The organism is Pseudomonas gingeri (genome assembly GCF_013386165.1).
Lineage (GTDB): Bacteria > Pseudomonadota > Gammaproteobacteria > Pseudomonadales > Pseudomonadaceae > Aquipseudomonas > Aquipseudomonas gingeri_C.
In genome coordinates, this window is sequence record NZ_JACAOS010000003.1 from 636,704 (window position 1) to 657,295 (window position 20,592).

The 20,592-nt window shown below is 59.1% G+C and carries 21 protein-coding genes and 5 pseudogenes; 14 read left to right on the forward strand and 12 right to left on the reverse strand.

Annotated elements, in window-relative coordinates:
* Positions 1 to 85 precede the first annotated feature (85 nt).
* On the forward strand, positions 86 to 697 hold the full coding sequence (locus HX866_RS07355) for an FMN-dependent NADH-azoreductase (RefSeq protein ID WP_177097688.1): 612 nt from the start codon (positions 86 to 88) through the stop codon (positions 695 to 697).
* Positions 698 to 947: 250 nt separating this feature from the next.
* Positions 948 to 1,979, forward strand: a complete 1,032-nt coding sequence (locus HX866_RS07360) for an alpha/beta hydrolase family protein (protein WP_177097689.1) — start codon at positions 948 to 950, stop codon at positions 1,977 to 1,979.
* 1 nt (position 1,980) lies between these two features.
* Here HX866_RS07360 and HX866_RS07365 read toward each other — a convergent pair whose 3' ends face one another.
* The 5 genes and pseudogenes from HX866_RS07365 to HX866_RS07380 all read right to left on the reverse strand — a co-directional run bounded on the left by HX866_RS07365 (position 1,981) and on the right by HX866_RS07380 (position 6,298).
* The gene (locus HX866_RS07365; protein WP_177138738.1) at positions 1,981 to 3,174 is read right to left on the reverse strand and encodes an MFS transporter; all 1,194 of its coding nucleotides are present in this window, start codon (positions 3,172 to 3,174) and stop codon (positions 1,981 to 1,983) included.
* Positions 3,175 to 3,448: 274 nt separating this feature from the next.
* Positions 3,449 to 5,038, reverse strand: coding sequence for an ABC-F family ATPase (locus HX866_RS07370; protein ID WP_152739692.1), 1,590 nt, complete (start codon positions 5,036 to 5,038; stop codon positions 3,449 to 3,451).
* Positions 5,039 to 5,058: 20 nt separating this feature from the next.
* Positions 5,059 to 5,334: pseudogene (locus tag HX866_RS34240) on the reverse strand (site-specific integrase); the annotation flags it as partial.
* A 125-nt stretch (positions 5,335 to 5,459) separates the two neighbouring features.
* Positions 5,460 to 5,990 (reverse strand): hypothetical protein, encoded by a 531-nt coding sequence (locus HX866_RS07375; protein WP_177138739.1) that lies wholly within the window; start codon positions 5,988 to 5,990, stop codon positions 5,460 to 5,462.
* Complete coding sequence (locus tag HX866_RS07380) at positions 5,987 to 6,298, reverse strand: DUF4406 domain-containing protein (protein WP_177138740.1); 312 nt, start codon at positions 6,296 to 6,298, stop codon at positions 5,987 to 5,989. Before HX866_RS07380 ends, HX866_RS07375 begins: the two co-directional genes overlap by 4 nt.
* Positions 6,299 to 6,400: 102 nt before the next feature.
* Between HX866_RS07380 and HX866_RS07385 the strand changes: the two genes are divergently transcribed.
* The 4 genes from HX866_RS07385 to HX866_RS07400 all read left to right on the forward strand — a co-directional run bounded on the left by HX866_RS07385 (position 6,401) and on the right by HX866_RS07400 (position 7,857).
* Positions 6,401 to 6,760, forward strand: a complete 360-nt coding sequence (locus HX866_RS07385; RefSeq protein WP_177138742.1) for a DUF4160 domain-containing protein — start codon at positions 6,401 to 6,403, stop codon at positions 6,758 to 6,760.
* Positions 6,761 to 6,835: 75 nt separating this feature from the next.
* Positions 6,836 to 7,186 (forward strand): hypothetical protein, encoded by a 351-nt coding sequence (locus tag HX866_RS07390; RefSeq protein WP_177138744.1) that lies wholly within the window; start codon positions 6,836 to 6,838, stop codon positions 7,184 to 7,186.
* 84 nt (positions 7,187 to 7,270) lie between these two features.
* Positions 7,271 to 7,411: a hypothetical protein gene (locus HX866_RS07395; protein WP_177138746.1), complete on the forward strand. Its 141-nt coding sequence runs from the start codon at positions 7,271 to 7,273 to the stop codon at positions 7,409 to 7,411.
* Between the two features lie 197 nt (positions 7,412 to 7,608).
* Positions 7,609 to 7,857, forward strand: a complete 249-nt coding sequence (locus tag HX866_RS07400) for a hypothetical protein (RefSeq protein WP_177138747.1) — start codon at positions 7,609 to 7,611, stop codon at positions 7,855 to 7,857.
* A gap of 172 nt (positions 7,858 to 8,029) precedes the next feature.
* Here the strand turns inward: HX866_RS07400 and HX866_RS07405 are convergent, their stop codons facing one another.
* Complete coding sequence (locus HX866_RS07405) at positions 8,030 to 8,281, reverse strand: hypothetical protein (RefSeq protein ID WP_177138756.1); 252 nt, start codon at positions 8,279 to 8,281, stop codon at positions 8,030 to 8,032.
* Between the two features lie 104 nt (positions 8,282 to 8,385).
* On the opposite strand from HX866_RS07405, the gene HX866_RS07410 reads away from it, so the two are divergent.
* A complete protein-coding gene (locus tag HX866_RS07410; protein ID WP_177138758.1) occupies positions 8,386 to 8,580 on the forward strand; it encodes a hypothetical protein in 195 nt (64 codons plus the stop codon).
* Between the two features lie 177 nt (positions 8,581 to 8,757).
* On the forward strand, positions 8,758 to 9,261 hold the full coding sequence (locus tag HX866_RS07415; RefSeq protein WP_256344841.1) for a hypothetical protein: 504 nt from the start codon (positions 8,758 to 8,760) through the stop codon (positions 9,259 to 9,261).
* On the opposite strand, the gene HX866_RS34245 is transcribed toward HX866_RS07415, so the two are convergent.
* The 4 genes and pseudogenes from HX866_RS34245 to HX866_RS07430 all read right to left on the reverse strand — a co-directional run bounded on the left by HX866_RS34245 (position 9,224) and on the right by HX866_RS07430 (position 10,740).
* Positions 9,224 to 9,580 carry a hypothetical protein gene (locus tag HX866_RS34245; protein WP_256344842.1) on the reverse strand — a complete coding sequence of 119 codons (357 nt, stop codon included), beginning with the start codon at positions 9,578 to 9,580 and terminating at the stop codon, positions 9,224 to 9,226. The two genes, HX866_RS07415 and HX866_RS34245, sit on opposite strands and share 38 nt — an antisense overlap.
* A gap of 195 nt (positions 9,581 to 9,775) precedes the next feature.
* Complete coding sequence (locus tag HX866_RS34250) at positions 9,776 to 9,910, reverse strand: hypothetical protein (protein ID WP_256344843.1); 135 nt, start codon at positions 9,908 to 9,910, stop codon at positions 9,776 to 9,778.
* Between the two features lie 53 nt (positions 9,911 to 9,963).
* Positions 9,964 to 10,510 (reverse strand): annotated as a pseudogene (locus HX866_RS07425) (nucleoid-associated protein); the annotation flags it as partial.
* 5 nt (positions 10,511 to 10,515) lie between these two features.
* Positions 10,516 to 10,740 carry a hypothetical protein gene (locus HX866_RS07430; protein ID WP_177138762.1) on the reverse strand — a complete coding sequence of 75 codons (225 nt, stop codon included), beginning with the start codon at positions 10,738 to 10,740 and terminating at the stop codon, positions 10,516 to 10,518.
* Positions 10,741 to 10,838: 98 nt separating this feature from the next.
* On the opposite strand from HX866_RS07430, the gene HX866_RS07435 reads away from it, so the two are divergent.
* From HX866_RS07435 to HX866_RS07440, 3 genes and pseudogenes are all read left to right on the forward strand, one after another.
* A complete protein-coding gene (locus HX866_RS07435) occupies positions 10,839 to 10,976 on the forward strand; it encodes a hypothetical protein (protein ID WP_177138764.1) in 138 nt (45 codons plus the stop codon).
* A gap of 63 nt (positions 10,977 to 11,039) precedes the next feature.
* Positions 11,040 to 11,162, forward strand: a pseudogene (locus tag HX866_RS34680) (hypothetical protein); the annotation flags it as partial.
* Positions 11,108 to 11,471 (forward strand): annotated as a pseudogene (locus tag HX866_RS07440) (DNA methyltransferase); the annotation flags it as partial. The pseudogenes HX866_RS34680 and HX866_RS07440, both read left to right, overlap by 55 nt.
* A gap of 19 nt (positions 11,472 to 11,490) precedes the next feature.
* Here the strand turns inward: HX866_RS07440 and HX866_RS07445 are convergent.
* Positions 11,491 to 11,817 (reverse strand): hypothetical protein, encoded by a 327-nt coding sequence (locus HX866_RS07445; protein ID WP_177138766.1) that lies wholly within the window; start codon positions 11,815 to 11,817, stop codon positions 11,491 to 11,493.
* Positions 11,818 to 12,046: 229 nt separating this feature from the next.
* Between HX866_RS07445 and HX866_RS34685 the strand changes: the two are divergent.
* The 3 genes and pseudogenes from HX866_RS34685 to HX866_RS07455 form a co-directional block, all read left to right on the forward strand.
* Positions 12,047 to 12,136, forward strand: a pseudogene (locus tag HX866_RS34685) (terminase large subunit); the annotation flags it as partial.
* Between the two features lie 210 nt (positions 12,137 to 12,346).
* Positions 12,347 to 18,928 (forward strand): TcdA/TcdB pore-forming domain-containing protein, encoded by a 6,582-nt coding sequence (locus HX866_RS07450; RefSeq protein WP_177138768.1) that lies wholly within the window; start codon positions 12,347 to 12,349, stop codon positions 18,926 to 18,928.
* Positions 18,929 to 19,040: 112 nt separating this feature from the next.
* Positions 19,041 to 19,397 carry a hypothetical protein gene (locus HX866_RS07455; RefSeq protein WP_177138770.1) on the forward strand — a complete coding sequence of 119 codons (357 nt, stop codon included), beginning with the start codon at positions 19,041 to 19,043 and terminating at the stop codon, positions 19,395 to 19,397.
* A 28-nt stretch (positions 19,398 to 19,425) separates the two neighbouring features.
* On the opposite strand, the gene HX866_RS07460 is transcribed toward HX866_RS07455, so the two are convergent.
* On the reverse strand, positions 19,426 to 20,532 hold the full coding sequence (locus HX866_RS07460) for a GNAT family N-acetyltransferase/peptidase C39 family protein (protein ID WP_177138773.1): 1,107 nt from the start codon (positions 20,530 to 20,532) through the stop codon (positions 19,426 to 19,428).
* Between the last annotated feature and the right edge of the window lie 60 nt (positions 20,533 to 20,592).

Here is a 20,592-nt window from a genome sequence, read left to right on the forward strand (position 1 = left end):
TTAGTGGGCTAATCGGCTATTGGTTTCGCCTGTAGGATTATCTCAACTTGATCGCCCAGTGGCGATCCTCACTTGGAGATCCCGCATGAAACTCTTGCACATTGATTCCAGCATCCTGGGCGACAACTCTGCCTCCCGTCAGCTGAGCCGTCAGGTCGTCGACGCCTGGAAACTCGCCGAGCCTTCCGCTGTGGTGACCTACCGCGACCTCGCCAGCGATGCCATCAGCCACTTCTCCAGCCTGACCCTGGTGGCAGGTGGTACCGCAGCCGAACTGCGTGACGCGGCCCAGCGCCACGAAGCCGAGCTCAGTGCTTCGACCATCGAAGAATTCCTCGCCGCCGATGCCATCGTGATCGCCGCGCCGATGTACAACTTCAGCATCCCGACCCAACTCAAGGCCTGGATCGACCGTGTTACCGTCGCCGGCAAGACCTTCCGTTACACTGAAGCCGGTCCTGAAGGCCTGGCTGTTGGCAAGAAGCTGGTGATCGTCTCCACCTCCGGCGGCCTGCATGTCGGCATGCCGACTGGCGTCGCCCACGAAGACTACCTGAACGTGCTGTTCGGTTTCCTCGGCATCACCGATATCGAGTTCGTCCGCGCCCACGGCCTGGGCTACGGTGAAGAAGTGCGCGCCAAGGCGATGAGCACCGCGCAGGTACGGATCAGCGAAGAGCTGTTTGCCACCGCGTAAAGCTTTCGTAAACCCGCAAGCTTCTTTCGGGAACACCCATTAAACTCTGTGCTCTGATCATTCCAAATGGTCAGCGTACGGAGTTTTTTGCGTCTGGCGGTTCAGGTTTGGCTCGGGTTATGCAAGATCGATCAACCATAGGTGCTCTGAAAAACCTCGAAAATCAGTCAAAGCCCTGATCCAGGAGCTTTAGCTTCAAGGAATTGAAGAGAATTGGTGTGTTAATTACGCAACAAAGGTGGGCATCCCCATGATGCGTCTTTGTGCAGTGTTACTGATCTGTTTGTCCAGCAGCCTCCTGACGGTGCAGGCTGCCCCGCCTGCTCATTGGAGCGTGGGCTATCATCGCCTGACGTTCCTTGATCCTCTCGACCTCAAGCCGATGTCGGCGATTGCCTTCTACCCCTCCAGTGACCGCGAGCATCCGAGCCGGATCGGCAACTACACGATCCAGGCCAGCGAAGACGCCAAGGTCGCCATCGGCCGTTATCCGTTGTTGATGCTGTCCCATGGTAACGGCGGCACGCCTCTGGCCCTGCACGACCTGGCCACCTCCCTGGCGCGCAAGGGCTTTGTCGTAGTTGCCGTGCTGCACCCTGGCGACAACTACAAGGATCAAAGTCGCCTGGGCACGCTGAGCAACCTTTACGGTCGGCCCATGCAGATTTCCGAAGCCATTACGGCCACCCTTGGCGACACGATGCTGTCACCTTATATCGAAGCCGAGAATGTCGGTGTGATCGGCTATTCGGCGGGTGGCGAAACCGCGCTGATCCTGGCTGGGGCCCAGCCGAATCTGGAGCGACTGCGCCGTTATTGCCAGCAGCGTCCGGATGACAAGGACGCCTGCAACACCAAGGGTGAACTGATCGTCGACCGCGATGACCTGCAGCCGGTGGCGGATCCTCGAGTGCATGCCTTGTTGCTGATGGCGCCGCTGAGCCTGATGTTCGGCCGCCACACCCTGGCCGATGTCCACGTGCCGGTATTGATGTACAGCGGTGGTGACGACAAGCTGGTGTTCCCGGACAAGAACGCTGCTGCCCTTGCGCGCAAGTTGCCGGCGGCGCCTGAGTTCAGGCTGATTGCCGGGGCCGGGCATTTTGTCTTCATGGCGCCCTGCAACCCGGAGCAGCTCCAGGCCACGCCAGGACTGTGCACCGATGCCGAAGGGGTCAATCGTGAGGATATCCATCGCGACCTGATCCACGAAGCCGGGCGTTTCTTCGCCAAGACCCTCAGCACGCCGAGCCATGGCGGGATGCAGACCGCCGATCAGTGAGTCATTGGGCTGCTGCGCGACGTGCCAGCAGCACCGTGACCGACAGGCCGCTGATTGAGAGTAAGGCTGCGGTGAAGAAAATCCACGAATAGCCCAGGTTCGAGGCGATCGCGCCCATCACCGGACCGGCGATAGCCAGGGCCAGGTCGAAAAATACCGCATAGGCGCTCAGGCCCGCACCACGACTAGTGCTCGGCACCTGTTTGATCGCCTCTACCCCCAGCGCCGGATACACCAGCGACAGGCCGAACCCCGCCAGGCCCGCGCCGGCCAGGGCGACGCCGGTGGAAGGTGCCAGCCAGAGCAGCACCAGCCCGAGGGTTTCGATACTCATGCAGACGATGGCCGCCCTGAAGCCGCCGAAGCGGTTGATGCTGCCGATAAAAAACAGTCGAGCGAGGATGAAGCAGGTGCCGAACACCGTCAGGCAATAGGCGGCGCCGGTCCAGCCGCGGCTCAGATAGAACAGGGTGACAAAGGTGGTCAGGGTGCCGTAGCCGATGGACGCCAGGGTCAGGCTGGCGCCATAGGGTGCGATCCGCCCGAACACCGCCCAGAACGGCAGGCGCTCGCCGCGAATCACCGGCACCGAGGGTTTGTTGCGTATCAGCAGCAGGGCGCCGAGGGCCAGGGTCGACAAGGCGATGCCGAGGCTGGCAAAGCCGTAGTCCTCGACCATCAGCACCCCCAGTGGCGCGCCGATGGCGATGGCGCCGTAGGAGGCGATGCCGTTCCAGGAGATGACCCGGGCGGTCTGCTCGGCGCCGACCTGGCCGATCCCCCAACTGATGGTGCCGACGCCGATCAGGCCCTGGGCGATCCCCAGCAGCAGGCGCGCGACGATCAGAATCCCCAGGCTCAGCAACGGCAGGTATTGCACCTGGGTCGACAGCCAAGTCAGCGCGCCGCTTAGAACGATGCCCGACAGGCCATAGATGATCGAGCGCTTGGTGCCGATGCCGTCGGCCATGCGTCCGGCCATGGGGCGGCTGAGCAGGGTCGCCAGATATTGCGAGCCGATGGTCAGGCCGGCGATCACCGCGCTGAAACCCAGTTGTCCGTGCACGTAACCGGGCAACACCGCAATCGGCAGGCCGATGCAGAGGAAGGCGATAAAAGTGTAGAAGACGATGGAAACGATCTGCAGGGTGATCGTCAGGTTGCTGGTCGGTCTAGGGGGTTGCTGGGCGGACATGAAGGCTCGTTCGCGGGCGGGCGGTTAGAGAGCTGCATGATGGCGGGATGGGAGGATAAAAGAAAGCAGGCTAACGAATTTCTTGAGCGTGGCGTGGATATTGGCTTGTCAGTGACAGCGATGCGGGATTCACCGCCGCCATCGCCAGCAAGCCGGCTCCTGCAGGTCGGTGCTCAGCGCAAGATATTGTCGTACGCAAAGCCCTTGTGGGAGCTGGCTTGCCGGCGGTGGCGATAGATGATTCACACTCGCCGGCAAGCCAATTGCGCGGTGTTTAGAACACCACGCCCTGGCTGCGCAGGTAGTCGTCATAGGTGCCGCTGAAGTCGATCACGCCGCTTGGGCTCAGTTCGATGATGCGGGTGGCCAGGGACGAAACGAACTCGCGGTCGTGGCTGACGAAGATCAGCGTGCCCGGGTAGTTCTCCAACGCCAGGTTCAGGGATTCGATGGATTCCATGTCCAAGTGGTTGGTCGGTTCGTCCATGATCAGCACGTTCGGCTTTTGCAGGATCAGCTTGCCGAACAGCATACGGCCTTGCTCACCACCGGAAATCACCTTGACCGACTTGAGGATCTCGTCGTTGGAGAACAGCATGCGGCCCAGGGTGCCGCGAACCACTTGTTCGCCTTCCTTGGTCCAGCGGCCCATCCAGTCGAACAGGTTGGATTCGTCTTCGAAGTCCGAGGCGTGATCCTGGGCGTAGTAGCCAAGTTCCGCGGCTTCGGTCCACTTGACGGTACCGGCGTCCGGGGTCAGTTCGTTGACCAGGGTGCGCAACAGGGTGGTCTTGCCGATCCCGTTCGGGCCGATGATCGCCACGCGCTCGCCGGCTTCAACCTGGAAGCTGAAGTCCTTGAACAGGGTCTTGCCATCAAAACCTTTGGCCATGCGCTCGACGATGACCGCCTGGCGGTGCAGCTTCTTGGTCTGTTCAAAACGAATGAACGGGCTGACGCGGCTCGACGGCTTGACTTCGGCCAGCTGGATCTTGTCGATCGCCTTGGCGCGGGAAGTGGCCTGCTTGGCTTTCGAGGCGTTGGCCGAGAAGCGGCTGACGAAGGATTGCAGCTCGGAGATCTGTGCTTTCTTCTTGGCGTTGTCCGACAGCAGCTGCTCGCGGGACTGGGTCGCCACGGTCATGTATTCGTCGTAGTTGCCCGGGAACAGGCGTAGCTCGCCGTAGTCCAGGTCCGCCATGTGGGTGCAGACGCTGTTCAGGAAGTGACGGTCGTGGGAGATGATGATCATCAGGCTGGAGCGCTGGGTCAGGATGTTTTCCAGCCAGCGGATGGTGTTGATGTCCAGGTGGTTGGTTGGCTCGTCGAGCAGCAACACTTCCGGATCGGAGAACAACGCCTGGGCCAGCAACACCCGCAGTTTCCAGCCTGGGGAGACTTCGCTCATCGGGCCGTTGTGCTGCTCGATGCCGATACCCAGGCCCAGCAGCAATTCACCGGCGCGGGATTCGGCGGTGTAGCCGTCCATCTCGGCGAAGTCGGTTTCCAGCTCGGCCACGGTCATGCCGTCTTCTTCGGTCATTTCCGGCAGCGAGTAGATGCGGTCGCGCTCGGCCTTGACCTTCCAAAGCTCTTCGTGACCCATGATCACGGTGTCGAGTACGGTGAATTCTTCGTAGGCGAACTGGTCCTGGCGCAGTTTACCCAGGCGTACGTTCGGCTCCAGCATGACCTGGCCGCCGGACGGGTCGAGGTCGCCGCCGAGGATTTTCATGAAGGTCGACTTGCCGCAGCCGTTGGCGCCGATCAGGCCGTAGCGGTTACCGGCGCCGAATTTGACCGAGACGTTCTCAAAGAGCGGCTTGGCGCCGAACTGCATGGTGATGTTTGCGGTGGAGATCAATTACTTTACCTATCAATAGCTTACGGTGCGCTTATTTGGGCTGGGACCAATTTTGGACCAATTTGGAGCTTTTCCATTTCACCCCAATCTGAGCTTGAGTTGATCCAACGCGCATAAGTCGAGAGCAGCATCTGCACGCTATGGCCGAGCTGCTGGGAGATGAATGCGGGGTTCATGCCAGACATGATGTCTATTGTCGCATAGGTGTGACGACAGTTGTATGGCGGCCGACGACGGATCTTCAGAGCGTTCAGTGTCGGAACCCACTGCCCGTGCACGTCGGATGGCCAGTTGACTGGCAGTGAGTGTGCTCAGTGAGTTGTGGATGGTTGCATCGAGCATAGGGGTTCCTTGCCGCTATAGCTGCTGACTTTGAAGAGGGAGGGATTACAGGTTTTGCGGGCGGAGTACAAATGTACTCCTATCGGGATTCGGCTGACTTTGCGCCGGTGGATATAGAGACCCTGATGCTTTTCGCAACAGACCCAGCGTAAACCCAGCCAGGGTGTGGGCCTCTGGCTTGCCCCGCGTACCCGTCTGCCAATTTTGAAAGCTCGGCCAACTGGGCGCGCAGGGTGTCTCGCTCACGCTCCAGATCTTCCATTTTCTGCCCGGCTTCCAGGCTCAGTAGTGCGAGCTCATCCTCCATGCGTTCAATGTCTCCCTTGTCAGAATGGGTGTAGAGCGGTCCGAGCTTGTTCATGGCATCAAGGCAGGAATTCCATCCGCCTCTAAAGCTTTCATGGATCATCGGGTGGCATTGAAGGGCGTGCTCCATTCGAGCTGGCAACACCACTGGCCGCGTATTGGCAGGCGTTGGGGCTTCGGGGGAGGCGTTGGGCATTGCGAGCCATTCACGCCGGGGATTCAGTGGGGCGTTCAAATTGGCATCGATCATTTCTTTTGTCGGCTCAACCGGCACCAACTTCCAGCCTTTAGGGATGTTGCTCATACAGCCTCCTTCATCAAAAGATCCTGGGCGCTCACAACCGTCATGCCGAGCCGTTCGGCGATCAGCACTGCCAGCCTGGCGCCTTTCGAGTGCTCCCAACCGGGCAGAGTGGTCACGGTGTCGCAGTCCATCAGGGCGCAGATGTCGCGGCGCATGCAGTCGTTCCAGGTTCCGCCGTTCGGGTTCAGCTCGGCGGGGTTGGTGACGGTGTGTCCGCTGGCGCGCAGGCTGGCTGTCATTGCGGCGAAGGCAGGGAAGTTCAGGCCGGGCAGGCCAGTCATGGGGCCGCTGAGATAAATTCGGGTCACGGGGAGTCCTTGCCCGGCATGCCCGGGTGATGGATTGGCTTTGCTCTCCAGATGTAAGATCTCCAGCAAAGCAACTGGTGTCATCGTTCATCGAGGGTGTTCATGGAAGATCAGGGAAAAAAGCTGCAAGACAGTCTGGCTATGGTCGACATGCTTAAAAGAGGCTCCAGTCGTTCAGGCTTCATGGAGCTCTTACTGAAAAAGCTTCTGGACCTAGGGATTAGGATGGAGGCTGACCATCATGCTCGCGCCCACGTGCACATCGATTACGGAGCCCAGCGGCATACGGCTAGTTTTTCGGTCGATACTGGAGATCGTTTGGTTGGCAGGTTGCCAGCTAAGTACGATCGCGAGATCAAGGAGTGGATACTTTCAAATCAACAGCAACTTTTACTGTTATGGGCAGCAATGAAGTCTGGGGGTAATCACGCTGTTGTCCTTGCCAAACTCAAAGGCAAGTAGCTCGCCGGAGTGGCGTGATTGGTTGAAGTAGGCTATTGCTTAAGGCCCGGCATGGAGCCGGAGACGGGAGATTGAATGAGTTGGGAGATAGTTTCGTACTGGGTCGAGAGTCACCCAGGATTAGCGTCATGGGTTCAAGCGATTGGATCGCATGTTGCTTTGGTAGTTGCTATTGGCGTTGCGTGGTGGCAAGGGCGACAGTCTCGAAAGCTATTTCAAGATCAGGTCAACCACCAGGCTGAAGAATCCAGACTTCAACGAATTGCATCGCTTAGAGCCACAGTTGAAGTTGCTGAAATTGTCGCCAAGCGCGTGATTAATGCGGCCAGAAAGATGCCCGATATCCTTGTGGAAGGAAATGCGCCCCGACATAGGGACGCTCTTGAGGCGGCAGTGCTATGGATTGCAAGGCTGCCTATTTATTAACTCCCTGCAGCTTTGGTCGTCAGGGAAGTGCAGAGCATAGGCTTGTACGCAAACAGAATGCTCAAAGTTCTAGAGTCCATTTCCATGGAAGGGCATCTTTCAGATGAAAACTATAAATCTTTGTGCGGACTTAGCGATGCCGCCGAAAAGGCTTTGGAGGACATATCTTCTTTTGCGGATGAATATAGTGGTAAGATCGGCGTAATCAGGGCTGCAGATATTTAAACTATGCTCATCGTCTCAGTATGCGGCGAGGGGCGCTCAGCGCTCAGCGCAATAGGTGAGGGCTCAGGCCGCCAACTCGACCAGCCGAATTCGGCTCATGTGCATCGTGTCGCGCCCAGCCTCGCCAGGGTGGCGTGATTGGTTGTTGTGGGCTATTGGTTGATGGCCCGGCATGGAGCCGGATCAAGGAGAAGTAGTTGGCAGATTACGAATGGGTTGACGCTGAATTGTTCTTTGATCAGCGACGGGGAAGCATCAGGGTTAGGCCTCTGCCCGGGCAAAAGTACCCGCCAGACATGGTGATCGAATGCGATAAAAGTTTCAGGAGCTCAAACCCGGCGGGATCTAGGTTCCGTTTGATGGTTAAAGAGAAAAAGAAAAAGACGCCTGATTGCCGCACCCATCTCTATTCGCGCTATGACTGGGGTGCTACACCAATTAAATGACCTTCAGCGCAATAGGTGAGGGCGAGTCGGGCCGCCAGGTCTTGCCGAGCCTGCAGCTTTGGCGGCCACTCGCTGAACCCGACCTTCGGCGCTTTCGTCTTCGGGTTGATGATTGGCTAGCCCTTGGCATCGACCAGCACCGCCTTGGCCCTGATGTGCATGTCTCTGCACCTCAGCTTTTACGCGCCAACTCAATGAACTGCTCGGCGTACTGCGGCGCGTCGAAGGGCTGGCTGAGCTGGCGAACCTTCTCGTTGCGCATGATCTTTGCCGCCTGCTCGTCGACAACCTGGCTCCACTCACTGAGGCTCATGTCCAGAGGGGGGCGGCCATGGGTTGGGTTCGGCTTCGTTGTTGGGGTGGTTTTCCTGGCCTCGGCCAGTGCTACGTCGGCCATCATGCCGAACACTGCAAATATGCTCATGGGTTATCTCCGTGCAGTCTATGACCTCGCCAGGCTGGCGTGATTGGTTGAAGTGGGGTATTTGTGTTCGGCCTGGCATAGGGCCGGACGGAGGGGCGGTACGAATGTCGAACCAGGCACAGATTGATGCTATTGAGCACCTGCTGCTTGCAGTGCTGAAGCGATCCGGAACAACGCTATCCGACATCGCAATTGAAGAAGCGCTTGCATCACTGATGAGAGCGGATGCGCCTGGCGGTCTTGAGCGACGAGGAGCTGCCGGTGATTATTTGATGGAGCTGAGATTGCGGCTGGGATAGGAGCTGGTCGCACATTTGGCAAGGTCCGAATCATGTCGATGCAGTAGCCGACCAATATCTGGTGCTGCTGAGACATGGTTTATCTCCGTGCAGCCTCTGGCCTTGCCAGGGTGGTGTGATATGGGTTTGTGGGCTATTGGTTGATGGCCCGGCATGAGGCCCGGTAAGGAGCGTCTGATGACAGAAGAACAAAGCTTTGCAGCGTGTCTTCGGAGTGGCGACATCCAGACATCTATCCGAAAGTGTCAAGAACTGTTCAGCTCCGGGGTGTTTTCATCGACTGGAATTTCGAACCCACTCTTCGAGCCTGCCGTCGTAATGCTGCTGATAAACTTGAATGACCTCCTAGGGAAGTCCAACAAAGATGAAATGCGAGTGGTCTTCGCAGATCATGTTGAACTTACTGACAAGATCAAAGATGTGACCGATCTGGTCAGGGAGTGCAGAAATGCCGCCTGCCACATCGGCAGCGGCGAGCACCTGTTCGAAGGACTAGGAAAGTTTACTTTTAACGTTATCTCGGGCCTGTCTCCCGAGGCGTTCAGTCTGAACGGCGTAAAGCTTGGATGCGATTTTGCAGATGACATAGCTGTTTACTACGGCGAGAAGCGCGTGTATCTAGGGCGTCATCTATTGTTGGCACTTAAATCTGTTGAGAGAAACTATCCACCGGTTCGTTAGATGAGGACGGGCAAGCTGCCGATTGTTCGGCGATGAAGTAGTCCCAAGTCGCTTTATCGCCCTGGGCCACGTACCAGCTCAGCTCCAGGCTATCCTCGGTGTCGCGCACCGATCTTCCGAACTGAGTGCCCGGGAAGGTGAATTTCCTGCTGTTGGCGCACCATGGGTAACCGCCGGTGAACTCGGTGAATGTGACGCCAGGCCGAGCCGCGACCACCTTCTCCTTGAACGCTTCGAACTTGGCATTGCGTGCCGTGGCCTCGGCCTCATATCCGGTCTTGCGGTCCGCAGAGCAGTAGACGACACGGCCATCGAACACTAGGTCCAGTGGGATGTCGGTGTCGGTCTCTTCGTCCCAGGTTCTAGCATCCCTGTCGCACCTGGTTCCGCAGTGGTTGCAGTCGAACCACCAGCCAGCGTCGACGTATGCTTTGGCCGGGATAAAGCGCTGATGTACGTACTGGTCGGCCCACTGAGTTCGTCGACAGGGCACTGCGCTGAAGTCGGTGCTGATTTAATCCGCACCCTGGCGCCGGACCGCGGCGTTTGACGTGGCGAATTGGGTGTTGGATTCTTCGGGGTCGTCGGTTTCCGCGGAGTAGGCCAGCACCTTGCGCTGCGCGGTCTCGACGTTCGGCTTTTTGCTCATGGTGTTCTCCAATGCAGGCGCTGCCCGGCGGCCCGGTGCGGCAAGTGGGCGGGTTACTCCGACGCGCGCTTGAGCTGGTCGGTCAGTAGCGTGGGCAAGCTACGAAGGGTGAGTGTTTCCTCGCCGGCGTCGAATTCGATCTTCTTGCCCAGCAGGTGCTCCTCGAAGCTGATCGACAACCCATCGACCCGGCCGGTGAGTCGCCGGAAGTGGTTGATCGTTTTCTTGTCCGCAGGAGTGGTCGGCGACAGGCCGTAGTCTTTGTCGCGGATGAAGTCGGCGAACGCTTTCGGCCGGTCATCGTCCAGCAGCACCGACAGGTCGTCCAGCTTCATCGGCTCACCAAGCTTGGCCTGGGCCATGGGGTAGTCGACCAGGGTGTGGGTCTTCTCTCGGGCCGACTCTTCGCCCAGGTCCCCGCTTTCCACGAGGTCAGTGAATGCCCTGAGTATGTTTCGGGTTTCGCCAGGGCCATCGCTCCCTTCCTGGCAGCCGATGAAGTCGCGGAAATACTCGCTGCCCCTTGAGGTACGAGATGTACTGCTTCGACTACGGATTGTTCTGCCACTCGCGGATGTTGATACACGCTGCCAGGCGGATATGCATCACCCCTCATCAAAATCAATTGGCCCCGTGTATATCAACCATTCATTGCCAAGCTTCAACGGCTTGAGCGGTGGACCGCCCGGCATGTCTTGATGAGGCCGCAGAATGTAGCCAGAGCCATCAGCCTTTGGTTCAACATTCACAATGAACCGGCTTACGTCCTGCTGGCTCCAGCCGATCACTGCAGCAATTTTTGCGTCGTTGTCGATATTACGGGTAACCATAGCAAACCCCTTCCGTGAAGTTGAGCCAGCTAGCTTAGCTCACCGCTCAAACCCACTCTGAACACCTATTGCATCCAATCCCGAGGACGATATCGCGAATGCCCATTCGCCACAGCGCAATCCACAAAACCGATAAAAAGCCCGACGGCACCCCGGCCATTCTGTTCCTCTGCAAAGCCGAGCAGGTAGAGAGCCAGGCACGCGACGATCTGATGCAGCAGTTCAACGGGAGCTAGAATGAGACCGCCGGCAAGGGGTGGGGTTTCTTTCATCAAGAGTCCGGCGCTTATCCGTTCAGCGGCTGGCTCGGAAAGTACCTGGCCAGTGCCGGCGACTTCCTCAAATTCAGCACCACAGTCGTCGAACACCTGGGCAGAAAGCCCAGCACCGGACAGACCGGGAAGATATCGGTTACACACTGACGTGGAACAAGCGAAGGGTATGTATGGTCCGTACCAACCCAGGGTTTCAAAGGTGCACATTTCGCCACATTCCCGCCTGACCTGATCCAATCGTGCATCCTGGCCGGTGCACTGCGGGGCGGCATGCTGCTCGACCCGTTCGGCGGGGCCAGTACCACGTCGCTGGTGTCAATGCAGGAGAGGCGCCGGTCGATCATCTGCGAGCCGAATCCGAATTACGCGGATATGGCTCGGCGACGGATCGACGCGGCCTGGCTAGATGAAGCGGCGCAGATGGATGTATTTCGCGATTCTGCGCCAGCCGCCTGACGCACTGTTATCCGTTCGTTTACGGTCTTTTCTGGTTAAACCAGTAGTGCAGTGTGTCTACCAGATGTGAAACACGATATCTATCGTCAAGCGTAAACTCTCGAGCCTTGACAAGGTATGCCCCCTCTTGCTTAGGGTCCAAAACCCCTTCGGTAGACATCAAGCCGTCCAGTTCTTCTACCCAGGCTCGTGAGTCGTCATCAAGCTGATCTCTATCGATATCAGTAAGACCAAGGCTGCACTCAAAAAATGCTTCAGCTATAGATCGGTCTTCTCCCTGCGGATGAGGGAGCATCAATAGTGAGCGTGCAGTGCTGAATTTCTCTGAGGCGTAGCTAAACGTCATTGGATCTCCTTGATCCGGCTCCATGCCGGCCCCCTGTAGATACCCCACGAAAGCTCAAATTGCCACTATCCGTTTGTTGCATCTGGTAACGGAGGGAGGCACCCTCATTGGAGAACACCATGAGCCACAACTACGCATATGTCCGGCAGCACTATCAGGTGCCCGCCGAAGTCGGCCGCTGCGTCATCGCCTACGGGAAGCCCTGCGTCATCGTGGCTGATCGCGGCCATTCACGAGGTTGGTGTGCATCGTCCAGTTGGATGCGGCACTGTTTGAGGCTGCTAAGTGTGCCTTGATCGTTCACACCTTGAACGACGCGATCCCGCAGCGCCTGTCTGTCCACGACGCCCCGGCGCTGAGTTGTGCCATACATATGTACGACTTGAGGCAAGAGGCTTCTCAGCACAATAGGTTCCAGTTATTGGAATCATAATGCTGGAGGCAGGACATGGGTGGTGGAGCGGCTACAACCAGGGGCGGTATTGATGGGGAAGGCAGCCAAGGGTCGAGGAAAAGACCCGGTTCGGCCGTGCGGAACGAAGGCGGACGACCCAGGATCCTGCAAAATGACGCCGGCGCTACGGCACCAGGCAATGAACCGGGCCCATTCGGGACCAATCTCGCGCTCTGGGGACAATCGACGCGCTACAACGAGGCCGACGAACCCTTTGACAGCCAGATCATCCTGGAGCTCGGTGAGGTTCCAGGGATTGCCGACGCCATACGCTCGCTGGGATTGCAGCACCCCGACAAGCCCACCGTGTGGTTTCGGCTGAGCGGGCAGGACTTTGCGCTGGTGCTTGGCGACCCCACGCACATGACCGGCCATGCCCGTATCCTGGTTCTCGGCGTGACAGGTGCGGAAGGGACCTTGAGTGGCTTTACGCCGGCCGTGGTGGAGAACCGGATCAGCGAGTTCCGCGGCTGGCTGCGTGATCGCTACCACTACGGTGGTTATGGCTTGAAAGGTTCTGTTTACGACGACTATCTGAGCACTTCCTCGAACTGGACCTCCCGGCATCCCGCTTATCCGGTGACCGGCATGGGCGGCGGCAAGCGTGATCCCGATTTCTGGCGCAAGGTGCAAGAGCGCTTGCGCGATAGCAGCGGTACACGCGCAGAAAAGATCCAGGCGCTCCGCCAGATGGACCTCAGGATCGATCTGCGTGGCCTGGCTTTTTTCAGCATGCCGGGCAGTGTCGCGGCCGAACTGGAGATGGCGGATGGCGCGCTGATTGCCGATATCCTTCAGCGCCAGTCAGGGGAGACGCACGGACCCCAGATTACCCGCGTGATAGAACCCATGGCCGGCTCGGGGGTTTACTCGAACTGGGCCCGGGCGCAGGGGTTCAAGGGCAAGGTCATCCTCAACGATATCAATCCCTTGATCGCGCTGACCCAGAGCGAAGTGATCAAGCATCCCCAGGGCGTTACCCGGGGTATCCAGGAGGTCAAGTCCGACCTCCTGGCCATCAGTCGTCAGCACGGCTTTGATTTCGACGAAAACTTCTCAATCAGCTTTGAGCGCCTCTTTCCGGATGATGTCCCTTTATTATCCAAAAAAGACAATGCCACCGTAGCCGAAAAAAATGAGGAAAAAATAAGAAAGCAGGAAAAGCTCAAGGCGTTTGTCAGGGAGGAGCGCGCGGACACTCTTCGTCAGGCGGTAAAGGATTATTTTGAAGACAGCCTGGCTGAATTGATCTCCGTGAGAGATGGCAGGATGAGTGTTGACGAACCGGCGGTAACGGTAAATGGCCGTTTAAGCGCCAGAACACGGGTCGCCGCGTTGTTTTATGTCATGCAGAATGCGGCTCAGGGTGGTGATGCGGTCAGGATCAACCCGATCTCCTCGGCAGAATACCGGTTGCACTTGCCTCTGCGCTTGTTGATGACGCACGAACATTACAATGTCCAACTTCTTCGTTTGATCACCAATGAAAGAAAGTTGTTTTTTATCAGTCGGCTCCACGGAGGGAATCTCGACACTACCGAGTTTCTGAACGGTGATGGTTGGGCGTTGTTTGCGCGCGCCGATGTGGGGCCAGGTGATTTGATCCTGCTCAGCGGGCATTTCAGTAATAGCTATCTAAGTGTCGAAGCGTTTTATGAGAAAGTCGATCGTTATGTGATGCGAGCGGTTGAAAAGGGCGCGCAGGTCATGATTATCAATGACTTCAGTGACGCCAAGGAGCAGGGTTTCAAACAACGTGGTTTTCAGGTTTCCCGGCATGCGCGAATGAAAAAAACTGATAATTCCTATCTGTTGGCATTGCGTAATGTTGTCGCGACATCCAGTACACCCGAGGCATTAGGCAAGACTCTTCGCGATTTTGTGGTCGCGATGCATGATATCGAGAAACGGGTCGGCTTTATTCCCGGTGAAGCATCGGTTGCCTGGAATGACACGGAGTATTACGACCCCGAGGCGGTCCAGAGGGCGAATGTCGAGCAGTGGGCTTTGTCAGCCGCTGACGACGAGGACCGAGAGCCTCTTGCGCAAGATGACCGCGTGCTGAGCCGGGACGAAGTCGGTGAGTGGGAACTGCCGGCGCTGAAGGCCTCCAACGAAGGCGAGAGTCCCAGCCGGTTCGACTACCAGCTGATTGTCCAGCTTGAAGATAATCAGACGGTCAGGCAGGCGGCGATTGATCTGGCCGGTAAACATCCGTCGAACTCATTGCTGCTCCAGCTCGACGTCGCGGGCCAGTTGCGCATAGCGGCAGGCCAGGACACGGTGCAGGCGCGTGTCAGCCAATTGAACCGGCAGGGGAAAAGCCACTGGCGTTTGCAAGCGGTCGGGCATGGCCGTGACGACGCGGCTGGACAGCGGACCCTGGCGGGGTACTTGCCGTCCGAATTGGTGCAAACCCTCAGGCAGTTACCGAATCATCCCTTGCTGTTCAGGCCGGCGCAGGTGGGTACTGCCGCGCCGGAACATATCAGCCTGGTGGGGTGTGCGCTGGTGGATAACGAGCCGACAGAAACCAGCAGCTATATACAGGCGTTTGCACACACCCTGGATCGGGAAAAGCTCTCCGTACGTTCGGTCGCGGCCCATTCGGCGAAGCTTATCGTCAATCCCCAGGGCGGCAAACGGGGCGTCACCCTCACGGACACCAAAGTGGTTCTGCGCCGCAACGGCGACGCCTGGATGGCGTTGGTCTCGCCAGGAAAAACCGGCTATGACGACAGCCTGCTGCTGACGGAGACGCTGGATGAAAAACTGGCTCAGTTGGCGCTGAAGAAACAGCGGCTCGCCGTGGTGACGCGGGCACAGGATTTTCAGCAGGGCATGGAGCAACTGTACCGTGACAATCATTTGTCCGAAGGCGAATGGCTGCCGCTTTGGCACAGCCTGACGCAGGAGGAAATCGCCAAGGGCGGCGGGTACCGATTGGCGTTCGCCCGGGTTGCGCATCCTGAGCAAGCGACGCGAGCACTGCATTTGACGGACCGGCGTGTGATTGAGTTCATGCAGGACTACAACCGGCAGTTGGCCAAGGTCGCGCAGGCTCACGAGGTGACGGGCGAACATTTGGCGGGCCAGCCCGAGCCGGAAGGGGAGGCCCTCGATGGGCTCAATGCGCTGTTTGTGGTCCAGACCCTGTTCGCCTGGTTCAGCCACAAGAGTCGCGAAGCGGTGACCGGCGGCGAGTTGTCGCGGGTATTGGGCTGCTCGCTGCAGGTACACGGTTGGCTCAATATGGCGCAGATCGTCCATGGCACGGTCATGGATGTGGTGAAAGTCGTACAGCTGTTTCGTTCGGCGCTGGCGATCAGCGAGGGCAAGGCGTTTTTCAGTCAGGCGCAGTCCCTCGACGTGATGTCGTCGATCTCGAAATTCAATGCCGGCGTTGGCCTGTTCTTGAACCTGGGTAGTGTGGTACTGGACGTCATCGAGCTGTCGCAGGCGCAGAACGAAGCCCAGCGTGCGGTTTTCGCCACCCAACTGGCCTTTGATAGCGCCGGGCTGGCCCTCGGCGTGTTCAGTTTTGGCGCTTCGATGGCGGCGAATGCCGGTATCGTCGGTGCCGCCACTGCCTCGGGTTTTGCCGGCGCGCTGGCGGCACCCCTGGCGGGCCTGGGAATCGGCTTCAGCGCCTTGGCCCAGGCATTCAGCGTAGTGGCCGAGGAGGCCGCCCAGGTGGGCAGCTATTTTGCCGATCTCGATGCCGCGTATCGCCAGGGCGGCTATCGACGCGTGGAACGTAAAAGCAGCGCGGAACCTGGGCATTTCCTGATGGAGAACATCCCCGGTGCGGTGATCAGCACGCTGGATTTGCGCAGCCGGCAATTGACCTTGGGCAGTCAGTACCTTTACCGCAACGACCCCGGAGGCTCGATCGGTTCCGGCAGGAGCAACTACTTCTTCTGGTGGCCAGGTCGCGGGGCGAATCTGGACAAGAACCAGGCGATCAATATTCGCGAAGGTATCGGTTATCGCCAGGCCCAGCTCAGCTTCGTCCTCGACGATGCGATCCTGGTACTGCCGACGACCGCGAAGTCGTATCTCAATTACGAGTACATGATCCTGCCGTTTGCCACCACTCGCAACGACCACGGTTTTGATGTGCTGCGCAGGCTGGAGGAAGACGAACGCTTCGATTTTGATTTCTACGCCTTCCCCGGTGAGCGGATTGTCCGGCGGATTATGCCGGAGTACGTGGAGACGCCGGTCAGGGTGCTATTGGACGCGCAGGAGCGTGACATTCTGGTGCCCGCGCTGCCGGATATCCTGCAGGGCAAACTGTCTTATCAGTTGGAGGGTGAGGGCGGTCATTACCGTCTCAGTCTGCAGGAGGGTGTGTCGATTTCCCTGGGGGGCACGGCGGACAGCCGTTGGACACTGGATGCCCGTCAACTGAAGGCGGCCACGAACCGTCTCAACGGCAATCAGTTGCAGGTCGGCAGCCTGATCATCACCTTGTCGCAGAACTGTGGCGAGATTGCGTTGATCAACGCCAGTGGCGAAGTGTTTGCCGTCGACCGGGAAACGCAGCAACTGGTCCTCTCGGAAACCGATGGCAGCGGATTTGCCGATTGGCAGGCGCTGCATGCGCATCTCCAACAATTGACCAGCGACTCACCCCACAGCCAGCCGTTTGTGACGGTTGATCATTATCGTCCGGCCGGGCAGGACACCGGCCGGGCGTTCTATCAAGCGAGCCTGGACCGTTTTATCTACACCGATTATCCGCAGGCCAGTGAGTTTCTCGGCCAGGCGCTGTTGGGCGGCGTCGTCGAAGACAAGGCCTGGTTCTATCGGGGCACGGATATCTGGCAGGTGGCGATCGCCACGGGAAAGGTGCTTGCCCAGTACCAGCCACGCAGTTTTTCCGGAAAAATCACCCATAGCAGCCTGGTGCAGCGCAATGGCCAGCTCCTGCTGGCGATTGAAGAGCTGTTGTCGGACTGCACCGTCCAGCACATTTATCAGGTGGAAGAGAGCGAGCTGAAACTGCTGGCGTTCCATTGGACCGGGCAACCGGGCGCGTCCGACGAGAACCGTTTTGCCCTGCTATCAGGCATTGCGCACTGGCGTGATCCGCTACAACGGATGACCGAACAGCAGGTTGGCGCCATCTATGCGCCAGTCGTGATCTGCACCGCAAAGAGGGGAGAAACGACGAAGCACCAGTGGCTGTTTTTTGACCGCGACTCTCTGTCGCCGCGCGTTGTGAGGGCAAACCTGGGTGTCGTCATACCGCAGGACCTTGCGCTGGTCGGTTCGACGGGTGGGGACAAGCCGGGCTTCTACTTTTATGACTCGCACGCGCGACGGGCTTACTTCCAGGCCGACGAGGGCATGACCGGGACGCCAGCGACGGTGCTGGGCATCAGCGAGGTCAGTGCCGTCCAGGGTGGCGATCAGTCGCCGTGGCTGGCCCTGACGACGGAGGGCAGTGTATGGCTGTTGGAGCGTGGAACCGCGCGGCTGGCAGGCGTGCTTGCCAGTTGGCTTTTCAGCCATCGCGAACAACTGACGGCGGGGCTCGGGCGACTGGCCAGTGCTACGCCAGCGCGGCTCGACAACCTGGTGTTGTGGGGGCTGGGAGGTCGCACCGGAAAAACCTTCGGTGCCTGGTATGACTGTGCCGCACAACGACTCGTGCAGGCTGGCGGCAATCTTGATGGACGACACGCCCTGACCTATCTAGGGCTGACCGCCGATGACGGCCATGCCTGGATTCTGGATGGCGAGAGCCGGCAGCTCTATCGCCAGGCCCTGCTCTCGGCCGAGACCGAGCTGTCATTCGACGAGCAGATGCTCCCGTCACCTCAGGCTCCCGATGCATTGGCCTGGCAGGCGCCACAGCGGTGGATCAGGGGCCAGCGCCAAGGGAATCGGCTGCACCTGGAAAGCAGCGATGGCGTCATGGTCCTGCTACCGGTAGCCGCCAGCCTGACGGAGCGGGCGGTGCTGATTGCGCTGCGGATCAAGGCGCCTCAGGAGATCAGGCAGGTAGGCGAGCGGATTACGGCGTTGAGCAAGTATTACGACCTGCCCTCGGCCGTGCGACTGTTGACCGCGCCGGGCCAGAGTCCCGGTTGGTACGTGCCGGGCAGCGCAGAACTGCTGTGTGCCCCAGGTCCGCAGGCGGAACATCAGTTGACTTACCTGGGCAAGGCCGCAGGCCAGGCAGGCGGCTACATCCATGATGAAGACAGCGGGCAGCTGTGGTGCCTGGACGATGTGCGGTCGACGCCGGTCGGGCGCTACAGTTTTGTTCATTTGTCCCAAGGCAACCTGATCCTGCAACTCGACAACAGCCATCCGGCGGAGGCCGAGTCATTGCCGGTCCTGGAGGAGGCCGACTGCCTGATGGTGTCTGGCCATAGTCATGGCGTGCACCATTACCCACTGGATCGAGAACTGCTGACCCACTATCGACAGATCATCATCGACGAGCAGAGCCGTGATGCGGTGATCCGGGCTGATTCCGAGCGGCTGGTGCTGCAACGCAGCGGCGAAGATCTGATGCTCTACGACAATGAGGTCCATACCAGCCTGCTGATTCCGGATATCGAGCAGGCGGCGCAACGCGGGACGAAACTGCAACTGGCGCCCCAGGCGCTGAATGACGTGTTGGCAGGGCTGAACCGGTAGTCAGGAGGCGGGTTGTCCCGTTGAGGCGCTGAACTCGATGCGGCGACGGGTATATTATGGGGCGAGGCGTTGTCCAAGCCCCATAACGAACCCACTCTTGAAGAGAGGCGTCATGAACAGACTTGTCTTCGCGCCGACAGCTTTGCTGGTTGTCGGGCTTCTGGTCGTAGCCCTTCCTGCCGACGGTGCGCCCCAGGGCGGCGCCCCGCTGGCGACGCCGTTGCTGGCGCAAAACCTGCCCAACAGCGATAACCCCTATAACAGCCCGATTCGACGCGCCAATCCCAATAGTCTCCAGGGTTCGGTGTCCAGCGCACCGCCCTTGCGCGGCCCGAATACCTTGCCGACGCCACGGCCTTCGACGATTGAAAACGGCGCGATCCGCAATGGCTACCCACGTGACACGTCAGCGCCGATGGCGGTGCCGATCCAGTCGGGCACCCGCAGCGATCCGAATACGCAACGTTGAGCTCGGCCTCAAGTCGTGCGCAGTTTTGTCATGGCGTCTCACGCCGGTAGACAATCACCGCCGCCCGCAGCTTGCTGCTGCCGAAAGTACTCATCTTGTCGAACTCGGCATGGCTGACCGGCAGGTGCTGGCAGTCCAGGGGCTGGCGGTGCTGGCTGTGGTCCACATCCGGGTCGTGCAGGTAGACGAATTCTTCATCACAGTCGGTGACGATCACCCAATGGGGCGCCTTGGAGCGGGTCAGGCGGTAGCTGCTGATCAGCACCAGCGGCTGACCCGCGGCAGCCAGCAGGCGTGGCAGATCCAGCGGGCCGCCTAGCACCTGCTCGACATCGGTTTCGGCCAACTCGCTTTCGAAGCCTTCATGGACCAGGCGCATGACGTCTTTTTTATGCTCATTACGCACGCCGTTGAGCAGCAGGGGACCGCTCATGCTCACTTGCAGACGCACCGCAAAACCCCGGCGCCAGGCGGCCAATGCCAGGCCCTGGGGGCTGCAACCGCCATGCCCGGAGGTCATGAACACCGTCGTCGCTTCGCGCCAGATCTGTACCTCTTCCCGGCGCGAAGTACTGCGCCCAGGTTGCAGCGCGCCCATGGCCATCAGCAGGCACGCCGGCCCACAGGTGAACTCGGTGGTCTGGGCGTAGTAGGGCACGTGCAGATCGCGGCTGTCTCGGTGTTCGAGAATGCGTTTTTCCAGGCGCAGGGCGTCGGCATGGTCTTCGTAATAATCGCTGATCCGCCCGAAGCGGCGATAACCGTTGCGTTCGTAAAGGGCAATGGCGGTGGCGTTGTCGCTGCGCACTTCCAGGCGCAGGTAGGCGCAATCATGCTCCAAGGCGCAGGCTTCGCTGCGTTGCAGCAGCGCCTTGCCAAGTCCGGTGCCACGGGCATGGGGGGCGATGGCGATCGAGTACAGGCGTGCCAGCGAGGTGCCGCGGTGAAACAGCACCAGGGCATAACCGGCCAGGTGACCGTCAGCTTGCTGGGCGACCATCAGTTGCGCATGAGCCCGGCTGACCATCCACTGGAAGCTGCGCGAGGTCAGCCGGTCGGTGGTGAAACAGTGTTCTTCCAGTTCCAGCAGGGCGGGCAAATCATCGGTCGTGGCAACGCGAAAGACAAGATCCATATAACCACCGTAAAAGTTGTGTAACGAAACGGGACTTTCAAAAAACTTCGTGCTTAATAG